Origin of the sequence: Aeromonas sp. 62-46, from assembly GCF_001898585.1 — a bacterium.
Taxonomy (GTDB): Bacteria; Pseudomonadota; Gammaproteobacteria; order Enterobacterales; family Aeromonadaceae; genus Aeromonas; species Aeromonas caviae.
Genome location: NZ_MKUI01000023.1, coordinates 62,128 through 80,156, shown reverse-complemented (window position 1 = coordinate 80,156; position 18,029 = coordinate 62,128). Strand labels below are relative to the sequence as shown.

Here is an 18,029-nt window from a genome sequence, read left to right as displayed (position 1 = left end):
CATAGGAGCATCCAAGCATGTCATTTACCGACAAAGGCCTGCTGCTGGCCGGTGATGTCTACATCGCCGAAATCACCAATGGCGTGAAAGGGCCCCTGATTGGCCCCATCAACGTCAACGAGATCACCGTCACCCCGCCGACCACCGAGGAAAAGTCGCGCATCTCCAAGAAGCGCAGCACCTTCGGCCAGGCGCTGGACTCGGTTCAACTGCCGAAGGACCCGGCCAAGCTCTCCCTGAAGTGGGACTCCATGACCAAACAGCTGCTGGCCGATGCCATCGCCGGCAAGCAGGTGGCCTTCACCCAGGCCGAGGCCCCGGTGGTGGATGAGCTGGTCACGCTCAGCAAGCTGGGTTGGGTCGAGCTTGCCACCGCCTTTATCAAGCCGGGCACCATTACCGTCAAGCTCAGTGCTGGCGGTACCGCGCTGGTACTCGACACCGATTACCAGGTCAACGGCAACATGGTGATGGCCATCAGCGATCAGGCTGCTGCGGCCTGCAAAGTCAGCTACACCAAGGCGGCCGTGACCGGCACCACCTACACCGGCACCACCGAGACTCTCAAGCCTCGCTACTTCCTGATCGACGGCGAGAACCTGGCCAACCCCGGCCAGCGGGTGCGCGTCACCATCGACCAGGCCATGCTGGCCGCCCAGGGCGCCCTGGCGCTGATGAGTGGCGAGTTTATGGAAGGGGAGTTGGAAGGCTCACTGGTGACCCAGCCCGGCAAGTCTGAGCCGTATCGGATGGAAATTCTCAATTAACAAAGGTGTGCTATTCAGCCCAGCATTCCGGTGGGCTGAATAGCATCAGATAAAGAGTATTACAAGACTTGGGTCTGTGACTGTTCTACATCGCCCATATCATTTGTCTGAACACAGGCAAGGATTTCTTTGGTGTTGTCATCAACATGGGTTACTGCAAGCTCAATTAGGTCTAGTTGGCGGGATAGGTAATTAACTGCACTGAGCTTATCACCTAAGTTAAACTCTTTTCTTAGATGAACTAATTCATAGTGGATGTCTCGGAGCAATTTATTGGATTCATCCATCCGCATCTCGAGTTGAATCAGAATGTCCTGCATGATTGATTCAAGGCGTTCCGTGCTCATGACTTAACTCCATATAGAGACAGGCAAAACACAAACATAACTCACAGTTGTTAGACCTGTTCGAACCTGCATCACAAAAACCCGCTTCGGCGGGTTTTTTCATTTCTGAGGATTCCCCATGGCCAGCAATGACACCGATATCCAGCTGCGGATCCGCGCCGCCGTTGAGGGGCTGGCCGAGATCAGCAAGCTCATCACCGAGGTGGATACCCTGGGTGGGGAGACCGAGTCGAGCAGCGAGCAGGTCGGTTCCCTGGGGGATGAACTGCAGCGCCTGGGTGAGCAGAACGCCACCCTGACCCAGTTCGCCAACCTCAAGCGCAGCACCGCCGATCTGGGGGAGGGGCTGGAGGATGCTCGCTCCCGGGCCACCGGCATGGGCAAAGCACTGGCGGATGCCAAGAAAGAACTGACGGCGTCCAATGCTGCCTACAGCACCAGTCGGCAGGAGACCGAGCGGCTGGCGAGCGCTCATGCGGAAGCCAAGGCCAAGGTGGATCTGCTGCGCCAGGCCAACAGTGAGGCGACCAGCGTCACCAAGGAGCAGCGCCAGGCGCTCAAGGATGCGCGGGATCAGGTTCGTCTGCTGGGGGACCAGTACAAAGAGAGCGCGGGGCAAACCAATGCCCTCAAGAACGGACTGGATGCCAGCGAGAAGGCGCTGCGTCAGCAGGCCCGGGAGTTCAACGCTGCTCGCCGGGAAGTGCAATCCCTTGATAGCCAATATCAACGGCAGAACAGCACGCTCAATGGGCTGCGCCGCGCCCTGACCGAGGCTGGGGTCGACACCCGCAAGCTGGCCAGCGAGCAGAAGCGGATTGAAACGGCCAGCCAACAGGCCGGAACCCAGGTGGCTTATCTGAAGAGCCAGCTTGCTGGGCAGGCCACGCAATTGCGCTCGTCTGCCGCCGGGATGGAGGCATACAGCAAGAAGGCCAAGCAGGCCGAGCAGAACACTGACAGCCTGCACCAAAGCGTGCAGAGCGGGAGTGGGAGTTGGCGGGACTTTATCGGCCGCATCACTGGTGCGGCAGCGGCCTACCTCAGCTTTGATCAGCTGATTGCCCGCACCACCGGCATGATCCGCACCGCCGATGAGATGGAGCGCCTGGGCGTTTCGCTCAAGAGCGTGGAGGGGAGCGCCGCCGGCGGTGAAAAGGCACTGGCCTGGTTGCGGGAGTTCAATGAGAAGACCCCGTTCCAGCTCAACGAGATCACGACTGCTTTCATCAAGGCGAAGAACTTCGGGCTGGATCCCTATAACGGGGTGCTGCAGGCCGCCGCCGATTACACCGCCAAGACGGCCGGCACGTATCAGGATCTGGAAGGGGTCATCACCGCCCTCGGCCAGGCCTATACCAAGGGCAAGCTGCAAGCCGAGGAGATGAACCAGCTCAACGAACGCTCGGTACCGGCAGCTCAGCTTCTGGCGAAAGCCATGGGCAAGACCACTGACGAGATCATCGCCATGGCCTCGGCAGGCAAGCTGGGCCGAAATGAGATCGAGCTGTTGATCAAGGCGATGGGACAGGATGCGGCGGGTGCCTCTGAGGCCATGTCAAAGACCTTCAGCGGGATCTGGTCGAACTTTCTTGAGGAGCTGAATCGGGTCGAACTGGCCGTGGCAGATGCGGGCATTTTTGACTTCATCAAAGGTGAGTTGCAGAGCGTCACCAGCCAGATCAAGGCCGCTGCCGCCGACGGTAGTCTGGCCGCCTGGGCCCGCCAAGTATCGGATGGCCTGAAGGTGGCCGTGGTGGGACTGCGCGAATTTGTGGAGGGACTGGTTGAGTGGCGCGGTGCGATTGCGCTGGCCGTTAAAGCCTGGGCAACCATGAAGGTGGTGCAGTGGAGCACCGATCTACTCAAGTTCGCCGACATTCTGAAAACCCGCGTGACCCCGGATACCAAGAAAGCGGGCGAGTCCATGGAGGAGATGGCCAAGAAGGGGAACAAGGCCGGCGGCATGCTCAGCCGGATCGGGCTTGGCACTGCTGCCGCCTATGCTGCCTTGGCCACGTTGGCCTACGAGGGTGGCAAGGGGCTGGCCAAGCTGGCGGAGGACACCGGGATCTGGGCCGCCAGGATGGGAGAAGCAGGGGAGATTGAGCAGCGGGTGGCCGAGCAGTCTCGCGCCTTCTTCGCCCAACTGCAGCGCCAGGGCATGACCACCATGGCGCAGTTTGATGAGTTCAAGAATGTGCAGATCCTCACTGCACAGGAGGTCGCCAACCTCTCCGCCGTCGAGCGGGCAGCCTACGAGCAGCGGCTCAAAGGCCATCGCGAGTACCTGACGGGCCAGTTGCAGGTGCAAAAGGCGCTTGAAGCCTCCGGGCTCAAGGCCGAGTCCATGCAGTATCAGGCCGATGCTGCGCTGGCCAGCATGCGCCAGGGGTTTGCCAATCTGGCCGCCGCCTCAGATATGACCGCTCAGGTGATGGATGCCAAGAGTCGCCCTGCGGTACTGAACCTGATCAGCAGTTTTGATCAGCTCAAGGCCAAAGGCGGTGAAACGGCGACCACGATAAACACCCTGTTCAGTCAGCTGCAGATTGGCGATCCGACCTCATTGCAAAACCTTGGGCTGGCGTTCGAGACGCTCAAGGAACAGGGCAAAGTCACCCAGACCGAGATTGATGCAGGGCTGCGCAAGAGCCTGCAGGACATGAGCCTGCAGGATCTCGAGGTGTTGAAGGTCCAGTCAATGGCGGCTTTTGACACCATGAAAAATGGTGCCATCAGCACAGCCCAGATCACGGAGTCGGTACTGTCTGAAAAGCTGCGCCGCCTGGGTGTGGATTATCAAGCACTCCATACCGGCATTGATGCCGTGGGCCGCCAGACCATCGACACCTTCCGTGCTGTTGCTACCGATGTGAATGCCACCTCGCAGGATATTGCCGCCGCCATGAAGGCGGCCGTCAACAAGGCAGACACGGCGCAAGAGCTGGAGGAGCTGAGAAAGGTCTGGTTATCGGTAGGGCAGGCGGGAAAGGTCTCTGCACAGGAGCAAGGACGCGGGCTTACCTATCTGGATGATCATATCCGCCAAACCAAAGCGAAAGCAGCAGAGATTGGTGATGGCTTCAACACCGCGGCAGACAAGTCGAAGAGTGCGACCGACACCATGAGGGAAAACCTCAAAGGGGTGCAGGACGAGGCCAAAAAGACCAAAGCCGATGTGGAAGACGCCATCAGCAGTACTAGTGGTGGCAGCTCTGCCTTGTCGGGTACAGGGCGAGGGGATGTCACGCGCACCGTTGGCGCTGGCTCTTTCTTCTACAAGACGGTGGATATCAACCAGCTCCGCGGCAACGCCGATGCCCTGGCCAACACGCTCGCGGGCGTGGAAGAGGAGCTGGCTCGCTACAGCAAGAAGGTCAGGGACATCCCCGCCTACAGCGAGTGGAGCAAATACTACGGCGAGAAGTTCCAGAAGGAGATGGAGGCCATGCGTGCGCAGCTCCAGAGCGAGCTGAACAAGGCACAGCAGAAGGAAGCGGAGAAAGCGACGACTCAGCCGACTGTAGGGACCACGCCGCCACAACAACAGCAGAGTGCACCGACGCCATCAGGCAGCAATAAAACGGTCACCATCTATCTCAAATCCGCCACCGACACCGCAGTAGTCCAGTCCGATGAGGAAAACCTGGATGCATTGTTGCGAGTGTTGAAACAGCAAGGACTCAGAAGCTGATGATCACACTAGCCGGCATCGAGTTGCCAGATGACTTGGACTGGGAAGATGAGTTCGGGTGGGAGCCTGTCGGGCAGGTCATAACCCCAACGCTTTCCGGCGCCATTATCGTCGAAGAGTCCGTCCAATCCGAGGGGCGCCCCATCACTCTTCGCTCAGATGGTGAGGCATGGGTACGACGTTCAACCGTCTTGGCGTTGCAGGCGCTGGCCGCAGTGCCATCTGCTCGAATGCAGCTCCACCTCAACGGACGCATCTTCACGGTCATATGGCGGCGAGAGGGGGCGGGAGGACTTGAGGCCAAACAGCTCTATCGGATCGCGGATCCGGACGCCCAGACCCCTTATGAAATCACCCTTCGCCTTCTTGAGGTAACCCCATGACTATTCTTTCCGGCGACATCAAGCTGCTCGGCAGCCAGCGCCTGACGGACACCCCCGATGGCGGTGGCCGGGTGACCGGCCGCGAGATCGTGAGCGGCGAGCACAACAGCCTGTTTCCCGATGTGAGCGATCTCGACCGCGCCTATGGGGATGTCAGCCTGCGCAAGGCGTTCCTGACGGTGCAGACCGACAACACCGACACCTACTACGGCGCCAACACTACTGTGCTGCTGCCGCCGAGTGACCCCAGCGTGGGCCTGTGTCTGATGAGCACCGGGGATCACCACGACACCCGCGCCGAGGCCCGCGACGTGCTGGAGCGCTACCTGGCCAGGGGCCCGAAGTGGCGCGGCTTTCTGTACGACACCCAGTTGGAAGGGCAGCGGGCGATCCGCTTCTTCCAGCGCGTCGAGGTGCGCCTGCCGGAAGTGGGGGAGACCCTGGTGCTGGTCGGCAACGAGGGCAAGGCGGGGGAGTTCGAGCAGTACGTGCGGGTGCTGGAAGTGACCCAGCAGCTGGCCAAGTTCCAGGTGCCCAACGTGCCCGAGTTCACGCGCAACGTGGTGACCTGCAAGCTGGCGGACCCGCTGCGCTACACTTTCGAGGGGGAGCAACCGACCCCCTATGACGTGGTGACCAACCTAAAGACCGCCCTGCGCGAGACCGTGGTGGCCGATGCGGCCAACTACTTCGCCACCACCAAGCTGGCCGAGGCGGTGAACCTGGGGGCCATGCAGGTGCGGGCCAAGACCATCTTCACCCAGCTGGTGCCGGCGGCCCGCAGTGAAACCCCGGCGGTGGACCTGACCGCCGCCGGCGAGCTGGCCAGCCTGGTGGATTCCGGCAAGGGGCTGGTCACGTTCAATACCGTGGTCAGCATCGCCCCGAGCCGGGGCCTGTTCCTCGGCACCGGCGTGAAGCCCGGCACCCTGACCATCACCATCGGCGCCGCCGTTATCACCGACAAGGGCGGCGAACTGGTGGTGGCGGGGTCGGTGATCGGGTCCATCGACTACGGCCGGGGGCAGATGGAGTTCAACGCCCAGTGCCCGAACTACGGCGCCGCGAGCAAGGACGTCAGCTTCTGGCCGGCGGCCCGCCCGTCGCGCATCGCCGACACGGCGCAGATCGAGATCAAGGCCAACAACCGGGGCTATGCCTACACCATCACCCTGCAGCCGACCCCGGCACCGGGCACCCTGACGGTGTCGTACATGGCGCAAGGCAAATGGTACGACTTGAAAGACAACGGCCGTGGCGAGCTGTTCGGGGCGGATAGGTCCTACGGGTCCGGCGTCGTCAACCACGCCACCGGCTCGGTCATGCTGACCCTGGGGGCGCTGCCGGACGTGGACACGGCGATCCTGTTCAGCTGGGCCACCCCGGTCAACTACACCAACCGCAGCGGCCAGGCCATCAGCATCAGCAAGAGCGCCTGGCAGCTGCCCCACACCGGTATCACCCCCAAGAGCCTGATCCTGACCTGGGGCAGCGGCAAGACCGCCAACGATGCGGTGGGGGATGGGCGGATCCGGGGCGACATCACCGGCACCATCAACTACGCCGAGGGCATCATCGACCTGGAGCACATCACTCTGCCGGCGCTGGGCCAGGAGTACGTGGCTCAGTACCAGTACGGCGAGCCGGTGACCGAGCGCCACATCGAGCCGGGGCGCCTCTCTACCCCCGGCCAGGTGGGGCACCTCTCCATCACCCTGGACGGGGATGGCGGCGGCGCCCACAACCTCACCCCGGGGTCGGTGCGTGTCAAATTCAACGCGCTCTACGCCATCGTGGCAGCGTCTGAGCGGATCCTCTCCATCGAGAAGAAGGACCCCATCATCACGCTGCAGGACGATGGCCAGGGCAACCTGATGGACGCCAGCGGCAACGTGCTGGGGGCCATCGACTACAACGCCGGCACCCTGCATTTCATGCCGGACGGCACCGCCCTGCTGCCCGAACCCACCTATGCCTGGGTGCCGGCGGGCAGCCACCAGGATCCGGTGACAGGCACCTGGTATACCGACATGCGCTGGACCCTGACCGGGATCCAGTACGTCAACACCGCCTACACCTTCCCCGATGGCGAGGGGGGCTGGGTCGATGTGACCTACCGCAACAACAACAGCGCCCTGGCCCAGAATGCCACCCTGACCGCCCAGGCGCTGCGCATCGACGTGACCCCGGGATTCTCCGAGGCGATCCTGGAGGGATCGATGCGCTTCACCCTGGGCGGGTCCACCTACGTGGACCGGCAAGGGCTGCTCTACCGCGACCCGGATCCGGCGACCGGCGCCGGCATCCAGGCGGGCACCATCGACTACAGCAACGGGCTGGCGGTGCTGGCCGACTGGGCGGCGGGGCAGGGGGCCCAGCCGTCGCTGCAGTCCCTGGCCACCTCGTTCAATGTCCAGTCGGTGGATATGGTGACCTTCCGCACCCCGGGCGCCCCCGTGGCCCCGGGCAGCCTCTACCTCAGTGCCAACACCGCCACCGGTCGGCGCATCGAGGCGACGGCGGATGGGGACGGCTATTTCACCACCGCCGACATGGATGGCCGGGTGAACTACCAGACCGGCGTGGTGACGGCGCGCTTTGGCCGCAAGGTCACGGCCGCCGGCAACGAGGCCGAGCCATGGTATGACGCCGAACTGGTGGGGGAGGACGGCAAGATCTGGCGGCCGCTCAGCGTGGTGGCCGACACCATCCGGTTCAACTGCGTGGTGTTCAGCTATCTGCCGCTCAATGCCGATCTCATCGGGCTGGATCCGGTGCGGCTGCCGTCAGACGGCCGGGTGCCTTTCATCCGCAAGGGCTACATCGTGGTGATCCACAGTACCCGCAAGGCGGCGTTCCCCATGGGGGTGTCGGCGGGGCAGCAGCTCAACACCGGTCGGGTGCGGCTGGCCTACGCCCATGTGGAGGACAAGGACGGCAAGCAGCTGGCCACGTCGCTCTACAGCGTCAACCTCGACAGCGGCGTGGTGACGCTGGCCAACCCGCTGAGCCTGACCGGCTACGCTGAACCCCTCTACGTGGTGCATCGCATCGAGGACATGAGCCTGGTCACTGACGTGGAGATCTCGGGCCGCCTGCAGTTGGCCAGGCCCCTGTCCCACGACTACGACCCCGCCGACACCCTGGTGTCGAGCGCGCTCATCATCGGCGACTTGTGGGCGCGCTACACCAATTTGTTCGACCAGAAAACCTGGACCAACAAATGGCAGGACTACCGGGACGGCGACGAGTCCACGGCGCAGTACAACGACACCGACTACCCAGTCCAGGTCACCAACCGCGCCACCCTGCAGGAGCGCTGGGCCATCATCTTCTCTTCCAGTACCAACTTTGTGCTGGTCGGCGAGCATGTGGGCCAGATCGCGGTGGGGGACGTGAACACCGACTTGGCGCCCATCAACCCCAACAACGGCCAGCCCTATTTCCTGCTGGATCACCGGGGCTGGGGGGCGGGCTGGGCGAATGGCAACGTGCTGCGCTTCACCACCCAGGCGGCGGCCTATCCGCTCTGGGTGATCCGCACCATCCTGCAGTCGGTGGCGGCCCAGGAGACCGACAAGTTCGAGCTGCAGCTGCGCGGCAACGTCAACCGTTAACCGGGTGGGGCAATCTGCCCCACCCCAACCAATCAGGAGAACACCATGGCTTTTCCGGTGAAATGGTATGCGAGTCAGATGCAGGGTGCCCCGAGCCTGGGGGACACCACCGCCGGGGCCCTGACGGCCCTGCTCAAGGCGGTGCTGGTGACCGGGTTCGGCAACCTCACCCTCAACAGCCTGGTATGGGATGCCACCGAGGGGGCCGCCAAGGCCACCATCGCGGGTGGGCATGCCTACCTGCAGGACTCGGTGGTCGAGGTGAGCGGCGCCAGCCCGGCGGCCTATAACGGAGAGCACCGAGTCAAGAAGGTGAGCAGCACCGAGGTCTGGTTCGAGCTGGACGGCGGCAACCCGGGTTCGGCCGCCAGTGGCACCATGACCATGAAGGTGGCCCCCCTCGGCTGGACCCTGACTCATGAGAGCGGTGACGGCCAGGTGGCCATCTATCGCCCCACCAACGTCAGCGAGTCGGGCAACGTCTCCTTGCGTATCGACAACACCGCATTCAGCGGCTGGATGGGGGTCACCTATATAGCTCATTTAGCCAAGGTGGCCATGGTGGAAGATGTGGTGGATATAAACACCTATGCCACCATCTATGAACACCGCTGGCCTGCGACTGCCAGATATAGCGATAAGCGTTGGGATCTAATAGGGGATCCTCAGATGTTCTATTTTATGCCCGCTTATGCGGCATCCAGCTATCAGCATGTCTACAGCTTTGGCTATATCAACTCGATCCGCCCTGGTGACCGTTACCATGCGGTGTTGAATCATTATCCCACAATGGATGCCAGTGACGTAAACCGTCGATGGGCGAGCCCCGCAGGCGGGGCAGTCACGAACTGGGGAAATACTTTCAGCTCGTTTGACAACAGCGATCATCATGTCATTGCTAGATCTTACTCACAGATTTTCGGTGTGACGAGTTGGTGGTTGAAAGGTATCTTTTCCCGCTTTGGTACAGGGATGGCCGTACCAAATGGTCCTGACAACGCATTTTATATGGGCGCGGACCCCATAATGGTAATGGAGTCAGGTAACCATCTGCGAGGATATTTACCTGGTGTCATATGCCCCTTTGCGACCGTAGCTGCATGGGACCGCAAGAACTTTGCCAACCTGCCAGCATTGACGGGAAAAATCGTGCGTTTTGTTAGAGTGGGTTTCGCTGAGTCTCCTCTCGGTGGAGTTACGCTGATGGGTTTTGATCTGACTGGGCCATGGAGGTAAGCATGGCTGATGATCTGCCCTATGCGGCGGCAGTAGTTCGTATCACCGCCATTCCCGCAAACCAAGAATCCCGCAGTCAGTTTCAGCCGCAGGACGTGGCTTGGCGTGGAATCCCCGGCTATGTCTACCCAGGCCCCATTCCCAATTTGCCAACCAAGGCAATTTTGCTCTGCAGCGGTCATTCCATGCAGTGGATCCGCGACGGGGTGCAAAACGCCCTGCAGGGCTACATCGAGAGCACGGTCACCATCAACGGGGAGGGGGTGCGGCGCCGGGTGCTCTGCTTCGACCAGGCGGGCAACCTCGTCGGCGAGACCATGAGCCGCGCCAGCGATGGCAAATACCGGTTCGATCTCTTGTGGCTCAACCGCCGCTATATGCTGGTCGCCCAGGACGATCCCGCGTTCGGCCCCGCCGACTACAACGCGGTGGCAGCCGACTACCAGCTCCCCACCCCCTATGCCCCCGGTGAGGGGGTCGGCCTGGCCTGATAGGGCCGTACCAGGAGGTACTATGTTCGCGTATGCAGATGCACTGCGCACCAGCCGCGCCCAGCTGCTGGCGGCCGCCATCGACGAGGGCAGCGCGGGGCCCGCGACCCTCAAAATCTACACCGGTGGACGCCCCGCCCCGGGCGCTGCCGTTACCAGCCAGGTGCTCTTGGTGACGCTGCAGTTCACCCACCCTTGCGCCCAGAGCGTGACGGGCGGGGTGCTGACGCTCAAGCCCCTGGCCGAGCAGATGGTGATCGCCAACGGGGTCCAGTCCTGGGGGCGCATCGCCAACCGGGACGGGGGCTTTGTGGCGGATCTCGACGTGGGGCCACCGGAGAGCGGCGCCGACATCGAAATCCCCGCCAGTGAGCTGTTCACCGGCGCCATGGTGCGCATCAACGACGCCATCTTTACCGAACCCTAACCGCTCCCCGTGAGCCACGAGGTCAGCATGGCCAGAACCGACGCCCGGCTGGAGTTGCAGAAGGCCCGCAAGGCCAACGCCACCCTGGAGCTGAACCCGCTCCAGGTGCAGCGCTATGCGGCCGTGCTGCGGGGGACCAGCCTGCCGCCCAGCCTGACCTGCTCCCCGGGCCTGGTGCTGCCGAGCGCACTGCAGGGGGCGGGGCCCGCGACCCAGGCCAGCCTGGCGGTGATACCGGTTTACCCGGCTGCCCTGCTGGCCACGGCGCCGCAGCCGGTGGTCGAGATAGGCGCCGCCGTGGTCATCGAGGCGACCCTGGCCAGCACAGCCCGACCCCTGCTGCCTGCCATCGAGGCCGGCCACGACATCAACGTGTTCCGGGGACCGAGCCACACCAGCACCGATCATTTCGAGCGGGCCGCGCTGGTGACCCGGGCAGTGCAAAGCGACTGGCAGCAGCCAGCCCTCGTTCCCGCCCCCTGTCAGAATCATTGGCAGGAGGCCCGCCCCCTGCAGACCGAGTGGACCGGCCTGGCCGAACAGCTGCCCCGGGAGGATGGCACCGTGCGGGTGCCGTTCGACGAGGGGCAGGCCCTCGGCGCGAACAACGGCCATGGCTTCGACAGCCTGCCACCCGGCCATGCCGTGACCCGCTCGCTCTGGGTCGAGGGGGCGCCGGTGGGCCGCTGGCAGGTGAGCGGGTTTCGCAACCCCCCGCGCCAGGACAAGGAGTGGCAAGCCGACCGCTGGCAGGAGGCCACCCCGCTCGGCGTCACCCTGGGGGATCAGCGCTGGCAGCTCGGCCTGCAGCTGCACAAGGGCTGGCTGTCGCGCTGGGAGGAGGCAATGCAGCCCCCTTGGGGCATGTCACCGCCGCCCAAGCCGACGACGCCCCCGGTACGCCCGGACAAACGGACCAAGGTGCTGGCGTTCGGCCGGCCCCGGGGGGACGCCTCCCTGGAGTTCGTCTGGTTCGGACAGGCTCAGATTGTTATCCCAACCCGGAGGGTTTATCTGGTGAGCAACACAGCAAGCATTGTGCGGGTGAGGGATGGGGTCGATATCCCAACCACCTCGCTGAGCATCGAACTCGACACCGACTCCTGGGCCTGGCAGTTCACGGCCCAGATCCCGCGCATCGCGACGGCGGCCATGACGGACGATGAGGAGGTCAGCATCCACGTCAACGGCCAGCAGTGGGACTGCGTATGCGACGGCTGGCAGTCGAGCGAGAGCTTTGGCCGGCAGTCGGCGACCCTGACCGGTCGCTCTCGCACCGCTTATCTGTCGCCGACCCACGTACTGGCGCAAGCGGTGAGCGAGAGCGCGTTGGCTACCATGGCCCAGCTGGCGGAGGCGTTGCTGCCGTTTGGCTGGACCCTGGACTGGCAGGCACCGGACTGGCTGGTACCCGGCGGCTTCTTCAGTCTGGAGAGCCAGACCCCCATCGAGGCGATCAAGTACCTGGCAGAGGCGGCGGGCGGGTTCGTGCTGCCGCACCAGCGCGATCGGCACCTGGTCATCAAGCCGCGCTATCCGACCGTACCCTGGCAGCTCGACGGGGCGCTGGCAGACGTGGCCATCCCCCGCGCCATCATCACGACGCTGGGCAGCGACTTCCAGCCGGGTCAGGCGGCGAACGGCATCTATGTCAGCGGTGGCCATCAGGGCATCAATGCCCGGGTGCTGCGCCAAGGCACGGCAGGGGAGAAGCAGGCACCGACCATCACCCACCCGCTGGTGTGCGATGTGGTGGCAGCTCGCGCCCAAGGTGTGGTGGGGCTGGCCAAGACCATGCCGAGGCGCACCCAGACCATCGAACTGCCGCTCTCAAGCGACACCGGGCTCATCCTGCCCGGGGCGCTGCTGGCGGTCGATGGCTGGAAGGGCTTTAACCGAGGGGTCAGGGTCGCGGCTGGAATGCAGGGCCGAGCCATGACGGTGCGCCAGCAACTGAGTGTGGAGCGATTTGTATGAACCTGTTCAAGCAGTTCCAGGCACTGATACCCGGTGCCGACCCGTTGCTGGTCGGTACCGTCACCGCAACGACGGGCACCAGCACCACGCTGGAGACCCCAGGCGGGGGCGTGGTGATCGTGCGAGGGGGAGGGGTGGCCATCGGCCAGAAGGCGTTCTACCGCGGTGGAGAGCTGCTAGGGGAGGCTCCAGATCTACCAACCTTTGAGATAGAAGTTTGAGTCCATATCGGTGAGGTAGAACTACAATAGTTGCCTGTACTCGGCCAATAAACCACTGACAAGGATCAGCTATGAGACAATGGATGCTGCTGTGTTTGATCGCTCTTGTTCCCATTACATCCCAGGCAGGAGCCATGCGATGTAAAAGCGCATTAATCAGCGAAGGCGACTCATCCTTCAACGTGCAGAAGAAGTGCGGTCAACCTCAGATGAAAGAGGACATCATCGACGAGCGGCTTCTGGATGCCCCTAAGATCGGGGAGCGCTGGACCTATCAGGCTCGCGAAAGTGACATCCCTCAGGCCGTGACCATCATCAATGGCAAGGTTACCCAGATAGAAGACCTCACTCGCTGATATGACAATGGCCACGCAATGTGGCCATTCTTGCCTCTGAAAATTCAGCGAGCCGTTCACTCGCGGCACGCTTCATCTCCCCCTTTTCCATCTTGGCAACTGACAGATCTGACAGTTCTATTTCTCTTGGGGATTGGCGCCACTATCTCCAGCAACAAGGCTTCCAAAATTGGGGCCATCCTGGGGCCAAAAAATGCAGAACTGATGGGTTTGGGGCCAAAATGGGGCCACAAAAAGAGCTATGAAAAGCCGAGGTTAGCTGATGGGGAAAGAGCGTAAGATTATGAATTAGCCAGCTTTATGCGGCTCTTGGTAGCTCTATCTAGCTTTCGTTCTGCCTCAATGGTTCATCGTGTAAATAAATTGAGCCATTGGCTAATTCTCTTCCTTTCAGCAGTTTAATGTCTTGGCATTAACAAACTGATGTCGTGGTGGGGCCGGGTCGACGGGCCGTCAACCCGGTTCCAAAAAACCCGTCGATTGTAAACCAATGGGAGAGGGGCGGCAAAGCCGGGCGCCGCAGGCCGGGACGATCGACAGGCGCGAGGGAAGAGGGGCCGCCGGGCAAGCTCAGCGCGGTGAGCTGCGACGGGCAGGTTTGTCAGGATCCTGCCCCGAGTAGTAGAGCACCCGCTGCACATACTCCTGGGTTTCCTGATAGGGCGGCACACCGCCGTGGCGCAGCACGGCCTGCTCCCCGGCGTTGTAGGCGGCGCTGATCCTCACCCAGTCCGGACCGAACTGCTTCTCCAGCCACTTCAGGTAGATCATGGCACCACGGATGTTCTGCTGGGCATCGAACGGCCGGGTCACACCGAAGCGGGCCTGGGTTTCGGGAATGAGCTGCATGACGCCCTGAGCCTGCTTGGGGGAGACGGCGGTACTGTTCAGATTGGATTCGGCGATGGCGATAGCCAGGGCGAGTTGGGGGTCCACTTTGTGACGCTGGGCGGCCTGGCGGATCATGACGGCCAGCTTTTGCTTGGCCTGTGACTGTCTGGCCAGGTAGCGCTCCTGATCGAAGGGGGTACTGGGGCGCACCCAGGGGGCTCCGCCACCGCCTCCAATGCCGCAGGTACCCAGGGGCGCATTGCCGACCCGCTCGTTGTAGTAACGGGCGGCTTGCTGGTTGCCAAGGCGCATGGCCATGGCCAGGTAGGCGTTGGCGCTGCGGGCATTGCGGATCCCCTGGGGGCCGCGGGCCAGCAGGCGGCCGATGCGGTAATAGGCTTCCGGGTTGCCAAGGTTGGCGGCGGTGCAGTAGTGGGCGATGGCCTGCCGCGGGTTTCCCTGTTCCATGGCGGCGCCCTGGCGCAGTGCGCTCATGGCCTTGGGGGCCTGACGAAAGGGATCTGCGTGGGAAGTGGTGGCGAGCAGTATCAGGAGTCCCCAGCCCCAGAGTCGTTTTTTCATGGAAACCTCGTCGTTGGTATCCGCAACATATAGGCCCGATCCGGGGAGGGACGCCAGCCAGCAGATGGAACATCTGGTTATGTGGGTGAGCGGCAGAGATGAAAACGGTATGGAACTTTTGGTGCAGGGGAGAAGCGGCAGTCTCCCGGGTCAGTGACTGCTTTGATAGATTTGTTAATTGAAGTTCAATATGCTGACAGAGTTGTTTTCTAACGCCTTGTATTTGCATGATGTCAGCCAGGCCATCGATGCAATGTCGTCGGGTCTGCCGGGTGAATCGATAGCGCCTCTGATGAGGGCAGGATGTGCATATGGTCGAATCGGTCGATATCTCTGTCGTGGTGCCTGCCAAGGATGAGCGGGATAATCTGGCCCCGCTTGTCGGCGAAATAGATGCCGCCCTTGGGGGCAGGTTCGAGTACGAACTGATCTATGTGGACGATGGCAGTGTGGACGACAGCCATGTGGTACTGCGCGATTTGCAGACGCGTTTCACCAGGCTGAAGGTGCTACGTCATGTCCATGCCGTGGGCCAGAGCATGGCGGTGCTGAGCGGAGTGCGCCACGGGCGTGGCGACTGGCTGGTGGTACTCGACGGCGATGGTCAGAACGATCCCGCCGACATTCCCGCCATGCTGGAGGAGGCGATGCGCCGCTACCAGAGCGATCCATACCAGGTGGGCCTCATCGGCCACCGGGTCAACCGCCGTGACGACTGGGTCAAGCGCCTCTCTTCAAAGCTGGCCAACGGCTTTCGCGACCTGCTGCTGCGCGACGGTATTCCGGATACCGGCTGCGGGCTCAAGGTAGTGCGTCGTGACTGGTATCTGAAACTGCCCGCCTTCAATCACATGCACCGCTACATCCCCGCGCTGATCCAGGCACAAGGGGGGCGCATGGCGCCCTGGCCGGTCAACCACAGGCCACGCCAGGCGGGCATCTCCAAATACGGGGTCTGGAACCGGCTCTGGGTCGGGCTGGTGGACGTGGTCGGGGTCTGGTGGTTGCAGCGCCGATCCAAGGTGGTTGAAATCCGGGAGATGCTGGAGTGATGGACGCCTGGCTGTCTGCCCCCATCGACTGGCTGGACTGGACCGGGGTGCATGTCACCGGCTGGAAGCTGATTGGCTACACGGGGGCGCTGATGTTCGGCGGACGCTGGCTGGTGCAGTTTCTGGCGTCCAGGCGGGCGGGACGACCCGTCATCCCGCGCCTGTTCTGGTACATGAGCGTGATCGGCAGCCTGATGACGCTCAGCTACTTCACCTTCTCTCCCAAGCAGGACTCTGTCGGCGTGCTGCAAAACCTCTTCCCCACCTTCACCGCGCTCTACAGCCTCTATCTCGATATCCAGCATCGGGGCTGGCGGCGGGACAAGGCAGTGACCGGGGAGGCCCGTCATGGTGAGTGATCGCACCCTGCTCAATCAGACGTCCCTTGGCTGGTTGCTGCTGATCGCGCTGGTGGTGCTGGGGGCCGGGCTGGGTCTGCGGGATCCCTGGCCGGCGGACGAGCCGCGCTTCGCCCTGATCGCCCGGGAGATGGTGGAGAGTGGCCAGTGGCTCTTCCCCATGCGCGGCGGGGAGCTCTATCCGGACAAGCCTCCGCTGTTTATGTGGGGGATCGCGATCGGCTATGTGTTGACTGGCTCCATCAAGGTGGCCTTTCTGCTGCCCTCCCTGCTGTCTGGCTTGCTGACCATCTTGCTGGTGTGGGATCTGGGGCGCCGCCTGTGGGATCCGGCGACGGGATTTCTGGCGGGCTTGCTGCTGCTCTTTACCGTCCAGTTTACCCTGCAGGCCAAGACGGCGCAGATCGACGGCCTGGTCACCTTCTTCATCACCCTCGGTCTCTATGGTTTTCTGCGCTTCCTCCTCTGCGGTGGCGGGTGGCGCTGGTACTGGCTCGGCTGGTTTGCCGCGGGGCTTGGCGTCATCACCAAGGGGGTGGGAGTACTGGCCCTGCTGGTGCTGCTTCCCGCGCTCTGGACCCACAGGGCACAAATCCGCGCCGCGCCGTTGTCAGCCTGGCTGAAGGCCCTGCTCGGGCCGCTGGCCATGGCCCTGGCGATGGGTCTCTGGCTGGTCCCCATGCTGGAGGCCGTGACCCGAAGCGGGGATCCCCTCCTGCTGGCCTACAGAGACAACATACTGCTGCGCCAGACGGTGACTCGCTATACCAGCGCCTGGCACCACGTCAAACCCTTCTGGTACTACCTCACCTCGGTGATCCCGCCGTTCTGGCTGCCGCTCTCCCTGCTGCTGCCCTGGCTGGTGGTGGCCTGGCGGCGCGCCATCCGGGCGCAGGACAGGCGTATCCTGCTGCTGCTGGGTTATCTGGTGCTGGTGGTGCTGTTTTTCTCCTGCTCGCCGGGCAAGCGGGGCGTCTACATCACGCCCGGTACGCCCGCCCTGGCGCTCCTGGCCGCACCCTTCATCGGCACCCTGCTGGTCCGGGTCTGGCCGGGGCGACTGCTGGCCGGGCTCGGCTGGCTGCTGGGGGGGGCAGGGCTGGTGGGGGCTCTGGTGCTGGCATTTAGCGACAGAGTGGCCAGCCGTCTGGGGGAACTGGGGCCGGATCCCTGGCTTCCCCTGCTGGTGCTGGGGGGATCCTTGCTGCTGATCAATGCCTGGCTTCGCCGGGCGCCACTGACCGCCATTCTCAGCTCCCTGGCAGTGGGGTGGCTGATCTACTCCTGCTGGATCAGCGTGCGCCTCAACGAGGTGCGCACCCCTCAGGCAGTCATGGCATTGGCGGCGCAGAAGGTGCCTGCGGGGGATGAACTGCTGCTGGCGGGATTCAAGGAGCAGCATCTGCTGTTTAGCCTGCAACCAGTGAAACATTACCCTTATCTGATGGGAGACGGGGAGCAGGCTCGGGAAGCTGCCGCCTGGATAGGGGCTGCCCCCGGACGCTGGGTACTGGGGAGCGCCGACCTGATGGTGAGGTGTTTTGACCCCGCGAAGATGGAAAACCTCGGCAACCGTCACCGCACCGACTGGCTGCTGGCAGGCCCACAGGCCCTCAAACCCGCCTGTCGTGGGCTCTCCCCCACCATGGTGCCCTTCAGCTATATCCCTTCATCCTGAGCGCAGGG

15 protein-coding genes are annotated in these 18,029 nt (G+C 62.9%); 13 read left to right on the top strand and 2 right to left on the bottom strand.

The window, feature by feature from the left end; all coding sequences use genetic code 11:
- Positions 1–17: 17 nt before the first annotated feature.
- Positions 18–767 (top strand): phage tail tube protein, encoded by a 750-nt coding sequence (locus BGO64_RS08580; RefSeq protein ID WP_286700477.1) that lies wholly within the window; start codon positions 18–20, stop codon positions 765–767.
- A gap of 59 nt (positions 768–826) precedes the next feature.
- On the opposite strand, the gene BGO64_RS08575 is transcribed toward BGO64_RS08580, so the two are convergent.
- Positions 827–1,114 carry a hypothetical protein gene (locus BGO64_RS08575; protein WP_286700476.1) on the bottom strand — a complete coding sequence of 96 codons (288 nt, stop codon included), beginning with the start codon at positions 1,112–1,114 and terminating at the stop codon, positions 827–829.
- 118 nt (positions 1,115–1,232) lie between these two features.
- Between BGO64_RS08575 and BGO64_RS08570 the strand changes: the two genes are divergently transcribed.
- The 9 genes from BGO64_RS08570 to BGO64_RS08530 all read left to right on the top strand — a co-directional run bounded on the left by BGO64_RS08570 (position 1,233) and on the right by BGO64_RS08530 (position 13,519).
- Positions 1,233–4,811 (top strand): tape measure protein, encoded by a 3,579-nt coding sequence (locus BGO64_RS08570; RefSeq protein WP_286700475.1) that lies wholly within the window; start codon positions 1,233–1,235, stop codon positions 4,809–4,811.
- Positions 4,811–5,194, top strand: a complete 384-nt coding sequence (locus tag BGO64_RS08565) for a hypothetical protein (RefSeq protein ID WP_286700474.1) — start codon at positions 4,811–4,813, stop codon at positions 5,192–5,194. Before BGO64_RS08570 ends, BGO64_RS08565 begins: the two co-directional genes overlap by 1 nt.
- Positions 5,191–8,811 (top strand): curculin (mannose-binding) lectin protein, encoded by a 3,621-nt coding sequence (locus tag BGO64_RS08560; RefSeq protein WP_286700473.1) that lies wholly within the window; start codon positions 5,191–5,193, stop codon positions 8,809–8,811. Before BGO64_RS08565 ends, BGO64_RS08560 begins: the two co-directional genes overlap by 4 nt.
- Positions 8,812–8,856: 45 nt before the next feature.
- Positions 8,857–10,047 carry a hypothetical protein gene (locus tag BGO64_RS08555; protein ID WP_286700472.1) on the top strand — a complete coding sequence of 397 codons (1,191 nt, stop codon included), beginning with the start codon at positions 8,857–8,859 and terminating at the stop codon, positions 10,045–10,047.
- Positions 10,048–10,049: 2 nt separating this feature from the next.
- Complete coding sequence (locus BGO64_RS08550) at positions 10,050–10,538, top strand: hypothetical protein (protein ID WP_286700471.1); 489 nt, start codon at positions 10,050–10,052, stop codon at positions 10,536–10,538.
- A 22-nt stretch (positions 10,539–10,560) separates the two neighbouring features.
- Positions 10,561–10,965, top strand: a complete 405-nt coding sequence (locus BGO64_RS08545) for a hypothetical protein (RefSeq protein ID WP_286700470.1) — start codon at positions 10,561–10,563, stop codon at positions 10,963–10,965.
- 27 nt (positions 10,966–10,992) lie between these two features.
- A complete protein-coding gene (locus tag BGO64_RS08540) occupies positions 10,993–12,942 on the top strand; it encodes a hypothetical protein (RefSeq protein ID WP_286700469.1) in 1,950 nt (649 codons plus the stop codon).
- On the top strand, positions 12,939–13,163 hold the full coding sequence (locus BGO64_RS08535; RefSeq protein WP_286700468.1) for a hypothetical protein: 225 nt from the start codon (positions 12,939–12,941) through the stop codon (positions 13,161–13,163). The genes BGO64_RS08540 and BGO64_RS08535 overlap by 4 nt, the downstream gene beginning before the upstream one ends.
- A gap of 71 nt (positions 13,164–13,234) precedes the next feature.
- Positions 13,235–13,519, top strand: a complete 285-nt coding sequence (locus tag BGO64_RS08530) for a DUF2845 domain-containing protein (RefSeq protein WP_281706351.1) — start codon at positions 13,235–13,237, stop codon at positions 13,517–13,519.
- A gap of 570 nt (positions 13,520–14,089) precedes the next feature.
- Here the strand turns inward: BGO64_RS08530 and BGO64_RS08525 are convergent.
- A complete protein-coding gene (locus BGO64_RS08525; RefSeq protein WP_010673217.1) occupies positions 14,090–14,932 on the bottom strand; it encodes a lytic transglycosylase domain-containing protein in 843 nt (280 codons plus the stop codon).
- A gap of 311 nt (positions 14,933–15,243) precedes the next feature.
- Between BGO64_RS08525 and BGO64_RS08520 the strand changes: the two genes are divergently transcribed.
- Genes BGO64_RS08520 through BGO64_RS08510 form a run of 3 tightly spaced genes read left to right on the top strand, consistent with a single transcriptional unit; the run spans position 15,244 to position 18,021 of the window.
- Entirely contained in the window at positions 15,244–15,984 is a 741-nt protein-coding gene (locus tag BGO64_RS08520; RefSeq protein WP_042016786.1) for a glycosyltransferase family 2 protein, read from the top strand.
- Positions 15,984–16,343: a lipid-A-disaccharide synthase N-terminal domain-containing protein gene (locus BGO64_RS08515; protein ID WP_039040033.1), complete on the top strand. Its 360-nt coding sequence runs from the start codon at positions 15,984–15,986 to the stop codon at positions 16,341–16,343. Before BGO64_RS08520 ends, BGO64_RS08515 begins: the two co-directional genes overlap by 1 nt.
- Positions 16,333–18,021 (top strand): ArnT family glycosyltransferase, encoded by a 1,689-nt coding sequence (locus BGO64_RS08510; RefSeq protein ID WP_286700467.1) that lies wholly within the window; start codon positions 16,333–16,335, stop codon positions 18,019–18,021. Before BGO64_RS08515 ends, BGO64_RS08510 begins: the two co-directional genes overlap by 11 nt.
- Positions 18,022–18,029 lie beyond the last annotated feature (8 nt).